This is a genomic window from Marinobacterium zhoushanense, assembly GCF_014641945.1.
In the GTDB taxonomy this organism is placed as follows: Bacteria; Pseudomonadota; Gammaproteobacteria; order Pseudomonadales; family Balneatricaceae; genus Marinobacterium_D; species Marinobacterium_D zhoushanense.
In genome coordinates, this window is sequence record NZ_BMIJ01000002.1 from 285,850 (window position 1) to 297,163 (window position 11,314).

Genomic DNA, 11,314 nt, shown 5'->3' on the forward strand with positions numbered 1-11,314 from the left:
ATAAAAAAAACCGGCGCATGCGCCGGTTTTTTTGTCCCCCAAGGGATCAGTGCATGTGCTGACCACCGTTGATGGAGAAGTCGGCACCGGTGATATAACCGGACTCTTCATCAGCCAGGAAGGCCACGATGCGGCCGATCTCATCCGGTGTACCCAGACGTCCAACCGGGATATTGGAGGCGATTTTCTTCAGCACCTCATCGTCGATCTTGGCCACCATCGCGGTCATGATGTAGCCCGGCGATACGGTGTTGACGGTGACGCCCTTGGATGCAACTTCCTGTGCCAGCGCCTTGGTAAAGCCATGAATACCGGCCTTGGCAGCTGAGTAGTTACACTGACCGAACTGGCCTTTCTGAGCGTTGATAGAGGAGATGTTGATAACGCGTCCGAAGCCCTGCTCCAGCATCGGGTTGATGACCAGGCGAGTCATATGGAACATGGAATCCAGGTTGGCACTCAGCACCTCATCCCACTGCTCCCAGCTCATCTTCTTGAAGGTGCCGTCGCGGGTAATACCGGCGTTGTTGACCAGTACGCTGATCTCGCTGCCGGTCAGCTCTTTAACGGTCGCCACGCACTTGGCGCAGGACTCGGCATCGGTGACATCGCCATACGCGACCTCGATATCATAACCGTCGGCTTTCTGCTCGGCCTGCCAGGCTTTGGCTTTCTCGTGCTTACCACCGCTGTTGTAACCGGCAACCACCTTGAACCCGGCATCGGCCAGTTTACGGCAGATTGCTGTACCCAAGCCGCCGGTACCGCCAGTTACCATTGCTACTTTCTGACTCATAATATCGCACCCCTCTAGTTTCCATCTGAATACCGGCAAAACACCGGCTTTTTTAATTCTGTATTTAATACTGTGCGTCTATCCCTATCGTTTGATCATAGTACGATGAGCGCAGGGATCACAACCGCCAGGCCGTTTTTGCTGAGGAAAGGTTAAGAGATAGATTTGACGTACAGGTTACAGACGGTCACAGAGGCGTCGCAGGTATGCGTTCATCCAGGAGTAGGCGATAAACGCGGTGATGCCGTTGGCCAGCACCAGTGCCGCGAACATACCCGGCAAGCCGAACAGCAGGCTGCCCAGCCAACCCAGCGGAACATACATAATAAACAGGCGAAACAGGCTGATACGCATGGCGCGCATCGGCTGGTGCAGGGCGTTGAAGGAGGAGGCGCTGAGGAAAGTGATCGCCTGGAAACCGAAGCCTGCAGGCACCAATACCATCCACAGTTCCAGCCAGCGGGATACCTCGTCATCATCGCTGAACAGCGACGACAGGCTGCCGGAGAAGATAAACAGGGCCAGGAATATCACCCCTTGCCAGATCAGCGCGAAGCGCGCGGCGCCGATATAGGCATGGCGTACCCGCTCGATCTGCCCCGCTCCGTAGTTCTGGCTGATAAACGGCGGCAGTGTCATCGACAGCGCGAGACACACCAGTAACGACAGCGATTCCACCCTGTTGCCGACACCATAGGCAGCCACGGCTTCGGCACCATGCCGGGCCACGACAGCGGTCAACACACCGTTCGCCAGCGGCGTCATCATGTTGGAGAGTGCTGCAGGCAGAGAAATCTTCAGCACCGTACGCCAGTGCTCAAGCATCTGGCCAAGTTCTGGCCGGCTCAACAGCAGCATCTGCCGGCGATGCAGCAGGTAGAGTGCCATCGCCGTAGTCGAAGCCCAGGCCAGTACGCTGGCCACCGCCGCGCCTTGAATACCCAACTGCGGAAAGGGCCCAATGCCGAAGATCAGCAGCGGGTCGAGCAGCAGGTTGAGCAATGACGAGACCAGCATGATCGCGGCGGAAAACCGGGTATCTCCCGCCGCCCTGAAGATGCTGTTGCAAACCATATTCAGCACCAGGAACACGGAGCCGGAAAACCAGACCGACATGTAGTCGTGGATATAGGGCATCAGGTGGGCTTCCGCGCCCATCAGCGAGAACACGGGATCGATAATAAAATGTCCGGCGCTACCGATGATTACCATCAGCAGCACCGTCATGATCAGGTTATCGGTGGCCATGCGCGCGGCGCCGGTTGGACTGCCGGCGCCGATCAGCCGTGCCAGGGTGGCAGAACTGCCGACCCCCAAGCCAATCGCCAGACTGGTGATGGAAAATGTCACTGGGAAGGTAAAGGCCAGCGCCGCCATCGGATCGGTGCCGAGCTGTCCGACGAACCAGATATCGACGATGTTGAACAGCATCAGGCTGATAATCCCGAGCATCATCGGCAGCGTCATACGCACCAGAGTCGATCTGATGGGCGCAGCCAGAATATCGAGAGATTGGGACATGCCAGGGCCGGTTCACAAACGGAGCGGCAGTGTACCACACCACCCGCCTGCGGTTAATGTCGCACACCTGATCGCCGCTGCTGCACATCCATGCGCCCGCGACATACCGCACATCCTGTAGATATGAAAAAGCCCGGCATCAGCCGGGCCAAGAATGAAGGGGCCGTATCGGTGGATCAGTTACCCGATGCGCGCATATTCTGCACGGTGAAGATATCCACAGGACTGCGATCGGGATCGACAATCCCCTTGAACTGACCGGTTGTACAGTGCTGCGCCTGGATATCGATCATGCTGAAGGCATCGTCGATCGACACGCCAGTGCCCTTGTTGACCGGCAGGTGGTGATCGGGGTGGGCCTGGCCGATGATCCAGTTCTTCCACATATCGCCCTTGCGGTCGTAGACCACGGTACGCGGTATGGTGAAGGTCTGTGCATCCATGAAATGTGTACGCTTGCTGATCGGGTGGTTTTCGTCCTGAGGGATAGACTCCACCTCATATACCTTGCGCAGCTGCCAGGTGATATTGGGGAAGCAGCCTCCCTTGCCACCAAACGCGACGACCTGATAACCCTCCTCATCCTGGTGAGTTTCGCTATCCAACGCCATCTCGTTGTGGTTATAGAACGGCATCAGCATATTGCGCGTGCCTTTATAGACCCACTTCATGTCTGAGATGCGGCCGTTATAGCCCTCGAAATCTTCGATCATGACGTCGGTGCCGAGGAACGCATCGGTAGTCTGGCCGGAGGAGAGACGACGCACGCGGCGCTGGAAACCCAGGTAGAGGTAGGCGTTATCAACCTTGGTGTCATCCTCGAAGCGGTGGATCAGCAGCTGGGTGTTCTTGACGTCAAACGGCTCCAGCACTTTCACATAGATACCGCGGAACAGCTCGGACGGATTCGGCGTAACCTCCGGGAACGGCGCCTGCTGGGTACGGTGGGTGAAGTTCAGGAAGTTGAAGTCGAACTTGATGGTGCGCTCCTTCTTACCGGAGTCCATGTCCCGCATGGTCCAGTAAAACGGCGAGATGGTAGCGGAGTCGCCCCAGTTGTAACCGTACTTGTAGTTCCACGCCAGCTTCTCGCCGGCTCGGGGGTCATCCATCGACGGCTCCTGCGGGAAGGGACGACCGGCTACGGTCTTGGACAGCTCGCCGTAGCCCTCACCCAGTGCGACGTCACCCGAGTACTGACGGGTGGCATCGATATAGCTCTGATGCAGCGCGAAATCGGTGGTTTCGCCGACCTTGATCTCGGTAGCGCCACTCCTGATGAACAAATACAACCCCGGATCCAGCACCTCCTTGAACTGCTCCACGTTGGACTGGTTGATGGTCATCCCTGCACTCAAGCTCGGATAGCTCGGCATACCGTTCTGGTAGGGGAAGAAGGAGTTCTGGATCACCTCTTCGGAGACCGCAGCGGCCTGTACAGCGCCGGTCAGGACCGCACTCAAAGACAGGGCTAAAATACTTTTCTTCAACATATTCAACACCTTTAATTCTTGTTATCCGTTCGGGGTTAGAAGCTGTAGCGAATGGTGAACTGGATCTCGTCTTCCTGGTTGGCCACACCGATCGGGCCGTTGGTGAAGCGGGCCAGCGGTTCGTAGGTATCCGCATAGCCGGCCACCGACCAGGGGAACTGCTCATCGCCGCCGAACTTCACGTTCAGACCCAGGTTGAACATCCAGTGGTTGTCCGGGGTCCAGGAGATGCTCGGCGCCACCACCGTGGCCTCGGCGGCAAAGTCATGGGCGACGATCACCTGCGGGCTCAGGCGGTTGTTCATGTACCAGCCCTTGAACAGACCGGTGGCGATCCAGTTATCCTCGTCGTTGGGCATATCCGCTTCGTGGTCGAGGATATGCTCGCCGAACAGCTGACCGGAGATCAGGAACGCACTGGAGGTGCCCAGCGCCGGGATCACCAGGTTCTTGTCCAGACCGATCACGTAACGCAGCATGTCGGTCTCCTTGTGCCCGTCCTGGTCACGCGGCAGCTCTTCGCCCTCGGTGTAGGCCAGTTCGACTCGCCAGACCGCGTCCATCGGCATGGAGTAGTAGTCGATGGCACCGCCGAGCAGGTTGACCCGCGGGAACTTGATGTCGAACACGCCGTCGGTGGCTGGCGCACCGGTACCCGGGGCCAGCTCACGGAAATGCAGTGACGGCAGTTGCTGGCGGTAGGTCAGCGCGTTCAACGAGAAGGTGGCATCGCCGTATACACCCTCCCACTTGGCGCCGAGCTGGGTGTTGGCCAGGCTCCATTCCGGCTCCTCCACGTCGTGGATGATCGGCACCGGTGCGGTGTAGGGCCCCCCCACCAGACTATCCAGGTTGATGTAGGAGCTGAAGAAGCAGCCGGCATCAAGGATCTTGTAGGACTGGCCGCAGGTACCCAGGTTGCTCGGGCGGAACTTATCGAAGTTCCAAACCAGCGACAGGTTGGAGTCGTCCAGCACCTGGTTCGGTCCCATGCGCCACTCGGCGGTCAGCATCCACTGCGGGATACGGATATCCTCGAGCTCGTCGTAGATGTTGTGGCGCGAGTAGTCCACCGGGTTGATCACGTCGAGCACGCGGAACAGGTCGGTCTTGCCCCAGACCACCTGCTGTTTGCCGAGGCGGAAGCTGAGTACATCACCGTTGGTCAACTCCTTGTCGGCACTCAGATAGAGCTCGCGGATGAAGTCCAGCCGGTCGTTGAACTCGGGGAACCTGGCATCGTGTTCCTTCTGGTCCATGTAACCGTCCAGGTTGTCGCACAGAGTCGGATCGTTATCGCAGGGGAAAGGCACCCCGGCAGAGAGGATCGGCACATCGGGACCGGGGATGGTGGTGGTGGCCGCCCCTGCTGAGTGCCAGTCCGCCCCCAGGTAGTCCTGCTGTGCATCCTTGCCGAACTCGCCATCGTTGAGGTCGTAGACCCCGTCGTAGGTGCCGCGCAGCACCCCGTTCAGGCGTAGCGAGCGGAAGCTATCGCTGTCGTACTTGGTCTCAAACTCGGCCTGGGCGGTGTTGCGGAACTTGGAGATCCCTACATCCTTGCGGTGGTAGGTGGCGTTCTCCACGAACCCGGCCCAGGTGGTGTCAGCGGCAGCAACGGCAGTGCTGCCCAGCCCGGTAGACAGGGCGGCAGAGACCGCCACTGCCAGGCGGGTGGATGTCGTTGTTATTGTTTTCGACATATCAATTGGCCTCGTTGTTATAAAAAGCTGTTATAAGAAGCTGTTTTTAAAGTGGTTTAAGCCTTGGTGGTCATGACGAGCGAGGGTTTAACGCTTGCATCAGCGATTGATGCGGTCGCCTGGTATACCGGCTCGCCCTTCCCGACGGGCGCGGCCTCTGCGTCATCGGATGAGAGGCTGTCATCGGCGTGGATCACGCCATCCTCATCGACGTAGGCGGTGCAGATAAATTTGGGTTTGAACACCAGCACCCAGCTCGGCACCAGCAGCATCGCCGCCGCACCGTTGAGCACCACCATGACGATCAGCAGCAGCGCCGCATCGGCCTGGAAGCGCAGGTCGGACAGCAGCACCCACATGACGATGCCGGCGATCAGGGTGATGGCGGTGAAGCTGACCGCCAGTCCCGTGGTGCGGATCGCACGGCGCACCGCTTGCGCCAGATCACCGAGCTGGGTCATCTCGGCGCGGATGCGGTCCATCATGTAGATCGAGTAGTCGATGCCGACGCCGACACCGACGGCGATGATCGGCACGGTGTTGGAGTTGATCCCCATCCCGACCAGACCCATGTAGGCGTAGGTCAGCGTAGTGGCGAACAGCATGGCGCCGAACATCATCGCCCCGGCCATCAGCGAGGAGTAGAACAGGGTCACGAATAGGAAGATGAGCAGGAACACCAGCGGCAGCACCCAGAGGTTGGTCTCGAATGCGGCTTCGTTCTGCGAGGCGATAACGCCGATGGTGCCGCCGGCCAGGCGGATGCTCAGGCCTTCGACCTTGCCTTCGTTCTCGGCGATCCACTGCTTGGCGGTGTGAATGGCACGGCGGATGGTCTCGCCCTGGTGGTCCTTGTAGTAGAACACAAGGTTGGCGATGCGCTCGTCGGTGTCGATGAACTCGTTCAGCGCACCGGGGATCGGGTTGGACATCATGTAGGTGTACATCAGGCCCCCGACGTAGAGCTGGTCATCGGGGATCTGCAGCCAGCGCGGGTCGGTGTTGTGCAGCAGGCGGTTGACCTGCATCACCAGGTCCGGCGCGCCCTTGGCGCCGCCGACACCGGGGTCGAGCAGCATGGTGCGCTCCAGATCGGCCAGCGCCTTCAACACCTCGGGGCGCTTGATGCCGCCCTGCTCCGCGGTCTCGGCGACGATGTACATCTCCTCGGAGCCGGGGAAGGCATCATTGACCGCCTTGGAGGAGAGGTTGTAGTCGTGGTCCTGGTACAGGATCGGCGAACCGGGTTCGGACTCACCGATCACCACCTGGGAGGAGAAGTAGAAGCCGCCGAGCAACAGCAGCAGGGCGATACCCAGCGCCTTTTTCGCGGCCCGTTCACCGCTGACCACATCGGCACAGAAGTAGCCGACGTTGCGGAACAGGTTGTGCTTGATCTCGATGTTGCGCGGCTTGGGCAGGATGGAGAGCAGCAGCGGCACCGCCAACAGCACGGTGAGTATGATCGACAGCGCCCAGATCGACGCATAGTGGGCCATCTTGGTGTTGAGCGGGATGGAGCCGATGGCGATCAGCAACAGGCCGATGGCATCGGAGACCACACCCAATGAGCCGGGGCGGAACAGGCTCTCGAAGGTGAGCCGCGCGGACAGGTGGTGGTCGGCGTGGCTGGCCAGCTCCTGGTAGTAGCGCTCAACCAGCTGGATGCCGTGGGACATGGCCCGCGCCGAGATCAGGAACGGAATGACCAGGCTCAGCGGATCCAGGTTGTAGCCGAACAGGGAGATGATGCCGACACCCCAGATCGAGGAGACGATCACCCCGGCCAGCGGGATCAGGATGCCGTAGGCCTTGCGGAAGTAGAAGATCAGCAAGGAGACCATGATCAGCGCGGTGAACAGGAAGATGGTCAGGATCTGGTCCAGGTACTGGTAGGCCCAGCCCACCAGCATCGGCTGGCCGGTGACGTGGATTCGCACGCCCTCGGCGGCTTCGCTCTCACGCAGTTGCTGGATCTTGTCGAAGGTGGCGGCGTAGTCGAGCTGGCCCTCGATCAGCTGCGCCTTGACCAGCGCCATGTGCATATCGGGGCTGACCAGCGGGCCGTAGACGCGGGCATCGGCGACCACATCCTTGCGCAGCTGATCCAGCTGTGCGGCGCTGAGGTCGGTGTGTTCAGGGTTGTAGTAGGACTCGGAGTTGACGTTGCCCTCGGGGGTCAGCCAGACCTTGCGCGAGTTACGGTGGGTGACGCTGGCGACCAGGTTGTGGTTGACCCCGGGCAGGGAGTCCACCGCCTGGGTGATGCGGTGGATCCGCGCCAGGGCATCGTTATCGAAGATATCCTTGTCGGTGAACTCGACCCCGACGATGATCACGTTAGCGCCGCCGAACGACTCCTTGATCTCATTGTGCAGCTGGATATAGGGGTGGGTCTGCGGCAGCAGATCGGCAAAATCGGAATAGACCTTCAGGTTGGGCACCTGGGCAGCGAAGAACAGCGTTGCCAGCAGGATCAGCCCGAGAATGGTCTTGGGGTAGTCGAACACCCGTTGTTCGAACGCATGCAGCCAGTGCGTGGCCTTGTGGGCCTCGGCAGAGTGTTTATCCATGATCGTATCCGCGAAGTTGTTGTTATCGGGCCCGGATAGGGTCGCCTGAAATAACCGCTATCAGCGCTTGAGGCTGAGCAGGGTGCCGTTACCGCCGGCGACCAGCAGCCCATCGGCCGTGGCCAGCGCCGCGCGCAGGTAGACCGGCCGCGCCGGCACCGGGACCGGGGTCCACTGGCTACCCCCGTGCTTGAGCAGGGTGGCGTTCTCGCCCAGGGCGTAGAGGCCGTCGGCGGACTCGAGCAGGCCGTACAGCGGCGCGGCCACCGGGGTCGGGCTCAGCTGCCAGCTCTCACCGCCATCAAGGGTGTGCAGCACGGTGCCATCCAGCCCCACCGACCAGCCGGTGTCGGCATCGGTGAACAGGGTGCTCTGGGGATAGAACTCATCCAGCATCGGCGGCAGCACCTGCCAGCTCACACCGCCATCCAGGGAGCGGGCGACCAGGCCGAACTCGCCGCTGGCGTAGGCCAGGGTGTCATCGATGAACTGGATACCGGTGAGCATGGCGTCTTCGTTGAGGGAGTCTTCGCTCCAGCTCTGGCCCTGGTCATCGCTGGACAGCAGGGTGGAAAAGCTGCCCACGGCCCAATAGCGGCCATCGGGGGCACAGGTCAGGTCGAGCAGGTTCTCCTGGGTGGGGATGGCGAACACCTGCCAGTGGGCGCCATCGTCATCGCTGCGCCAGAGCTGCTTGTCAACGCTCAGCGCGATCAAGCGGCTATCGGCACAGACCTCCACATCGATCAGGCCGGGTGCGCCGGGCAGGATCTGGCGCTGCCAGGCCTCGCTGCCGATGGCGCGGGACAGCACCAGGCCGTCGTTACCGACGGCGACCTGCACCCGCTCGTTGGCGGCCAGGGCCTGGAACTGGTCGGTACGGCGGATCGACCTTCCCTGCTCCTGTTCGACACCACTGAGGTCCAGCGGAGCTTCGCAGCCGGCCAGCAGCAACGGCATCAGGCCTGCGATCAACACGGAACGATAATTAAAGGAAATGCGGCCCGCGAACGGGTTGGGAAGAGGTGTAGACGGCATATTTCACACTTCTTTTTATAGTTATGGCTAGGAAAATCAGCACTCGGACCTACTAGAGCAAGGCCCGTACCAGAACGACGCCAAATCAAGAAGCGAAAATATTTACCATTAATAACAAAAAGTTAACTTAACTCCACACAGTCTACGGCAAGACACGATGGGGATCAGTCGCTTAGTCGGATAAAAACTGTTGACGAAATAATTAACGCTCATACCCCTCTTCAGCAAATGGTTAACCCCCTGGCCAGCTCACCGCTGAAATTCGAACCCTTAAATCGGTGTCACCGATCGCCTTGAAAACACGAAGAAAACTGCATGTGGGTTGTTCTGGCTCACACCAAGGCAGTCAAAAAGCGGCACGCCGACTACCTTTATTCCATACTGCAGCAAATAAAACTAAACCCACACAGGTATCGCTATACCGACCTTGGGGTAGCTGGCCATGCAACAAATAGACAGTAATTCTTTACTACTCGATCTCAGCATCGACTATTTGAAAGGCGGCTCGTCTTTCGGTGCGTTATCCGATGCGGCGATCAAAGAGTTGATTGTAAAAGGCTGTGTCTACGCCCTGAAGGAGGGCGATACGCTCTTCGAAGCGGGAGACCCGGGCGACTCGTTTTTCATCGTTCTAAAGGGTTGCCTGACCTACTTCCGTCAGGTAAACGGCCTGCGTGAACATATCCGTGACTACTACTTCGGTGAAGAGATCGGGTTTGTCAGTCTCATAGCTTTGACCGAGCGTTTGGGCACTGCCTACGCTAATAGCGACAGCTTGGTATTGGAGATCAGCAGCGATCTGTTTTACGCCCTGCACTGTGAAATGCCACTGGATTTCGGTGTGCTGATGATGAACCTGTCCCGGGAGTTGGCACGCCGGTTCATCACCACCAGCGCTTTGCTGGTCAAACTGAAAGCGGAAGAGCACGCCCCCCCACGCTAGCTCCCACATTAGTCCCGGGGCGGTTGCAGCGAGCCCCCTCCCTTGAATGCCCGAACCTTGGCGGGCTGATGCTTGCGATGCCGCATCCGAATACGAATACGAAATTGGCCTCACCCTTCAGTCAGCTGTAACCTGCGTGTACGGCGGTTAAACAGCCGCCCCATTGGGCATGGTTGATACGGATGAAAACCCGTCCCCGCTATCGGGCCACGCCTCTGCTTGGTTAAATACCTGTCACAGCAGGTTCCTGCGGCGGGTATCGCTGGGCTTTTCGCCGAATGTTTTCTGGTAATCCCGGCTGAACCGCCCCATGTGGGTGAACCCCCAGCTCAACGCCGCGTCGGTTACCGATACACGCCCATCCTGCTGCTCAAGCGCCGCTTTGACTTTCTTAAGACGTATCTGGCGCAGATGCTCCATGGGGCTGGTCTGGCGGAAGTCATGAAAGCCCGCATACAGGGTACGAATACTGACTCCGGCAAGCTCGGCAAGCTGCCCCGGCGTCAGCGCCTCTGAGGCGTGCTCCTCGATATACTCCTCCACCCGCTTGACGTATCGAGGCGCCAGTGTGTGTCCGGGCTGATTCATAGCATCGGTATAACTGTGGGTTTGAATGGCAAGCAGCGTATTGATAACCAGCTGCTCCAGCTGATGGCGAATCAGCACCTGATCGGTGGCAGAGGGGCACTCCTCCAGCAATTGCGTGAGGTAGAGCATCATGTTGCTCCAGATGGGATTGCTGCGCCAGGAAAGCTCGGACTTGAAGCTCAGCGGCGCACCCAAGGGCCGGCCCAGCTGCTGGCCGCAGGCGCGCTCCACCGCGTCACGCTCGATCCTGAACATCAACATGTCGCAGTCGCCACTCCACCACATGCTCAGTGGGTCGGTGGGATTGAGCACCGATGCCAGGTTCGCATCAAGGGCGATATGGTTCTCGCCGCTGAAGATGTCGGCCCGGCCACACACCGGCATCTGAATCAGATAGAACTGCTCCAGATGCTTTGGGTCTATCCGCACATTCGCGCCGTACTTGAGCCGGTTGAACTTCACCTGCCCCAGCGAGAGTGAGTGCATGCGCGCATCGAGACCGTTATCGGCATCCATATCCAGGCGATGCGGTTTGTACGCGGCGGCCACCTCCTCTCTCACCTCATCAAGGGAGACAGAGTGAAACAGCAACCGATTTGTGTCGTTCTTCAAAGCTTTCTGTATACAGGGAGACAGAGCCTTGCCTGATAACATACAGA

At 59.3% G+C, this 11,314-nt stretch carries 8 protein-coding genes; 1 reads left to right on the plus strand and 7 read right to left on the minus strand.

Features of this window, described 5'->3' with window-relative positions:
* Positions 1-46: 46 nt before the first annotated feature.
* The 6 genes from phbB to IEX40_RS05555 all read right to left on the minus strand — a co-directional run bounded on the left by phbB (position 47) and on the right by IEX40_RS05555 (position 9,124).
* Positions 47-796 (minus strand): acetoacetyl-CoA reductase, encoded by a 750-nt coding sequence (gene phbB / locus IEX40_RS05530; RefSeq protein ID WP_188746121.1) that lies wholly within the window; start codon positions 794-796, stop codon positions 47-49.
* 177 nt (positions 797-973) lie between these two features.
* Positions 974-2,317: an MATE family efflux transporter gene (locus tag IEX40_RS05535; RefSeq protein WP_229680605.1), complete on the minus strand. Its 1,344-nt coding sequence runs from the start codon at positions 2,315-2,317 to the stop codon at positions 974-976.
* A 176-nt stretch (positions 2,318-2,493) separates the two neighbouring features.
* Positions 2,494-3,810, minus strand: a complete 1,317-nt coding sequence (locus tag IEX40_RS05540; protein WP_188746123.1) for a DUF1329 domain-containing protein — start codon at positions 3,808-3,810, stop codon at positions 2,494-2,496.
* 35 nt (positions 3,811-3,845) lie between these two features.
* Positions 3,846-5,513, minus strand: a complete 1,668-nt coding sequence (locus IEX40_RS05545) for a DUF1302 family protein (RefSeq protein WP_188746125.1) — start codon at positions 5,511-5,513, stop codon at positions 3,846-3,848.
* A 56-nt stretch (positions 5,514-5,569) separates the two neighbouring features.
* Positions 5,570-8,086, minus strand: coding sequence for an efflux RND transporter permease subunit (locus IEX40_RS05550; protein WP_188746127.1), 2,517 nt, complete (start codon positions 8,084-8,086; stop codon positions 5,570-5,572).
* Positions 8,087-8,146: 60 nt separating this feature from the next.
* Entirely contained in the window at positions 8,147-9,124 is a 978-nt protein-coding gene (locus IEX40_RS05555) for a WD40/YVTN/BNR-like repeat-containing protein (RefSeq protein ID WP_229680607.1), read from the minus strand.
* Between the two features lie 442 nt (positions 9,125-9,566).
* On the opposite strand from IEX40_RS05555, the gene IEX40_RS05560 reads away from it, so the two are divergent.
* Positions 9,567-10,067, plus strand: coding sequence for a Crp/Fnr family transcriptional regulator (locus IEX40_RS05560; RefSeq protein ID WP_188746130.1), 501 nt, complete (start codon positions 9,567-9,569; stop codon positions 10,065-10,067).
* 234 nt (positions 10,068-10,301) lie between these two features.
* On the opposite strand, the gene IEX40_RS05565 is transcribed toward IEX40_RS05560, so the two are convergent.
* The gene (locus IEX40_RS05565) at positions 10,302-11,267 is read right to left on the minus strand and encodes an AraC family transcriptional regulator (RefSeq protein WP_229680609.1); all 966 of its coding nucleotides are present in this window, start codon (positions 11,265-11,267) and stop codon (positions 10,302-10,304) included.
* Between the last annotated feature and the right edge of the window lie 47 nt (positions 11,268-11,314).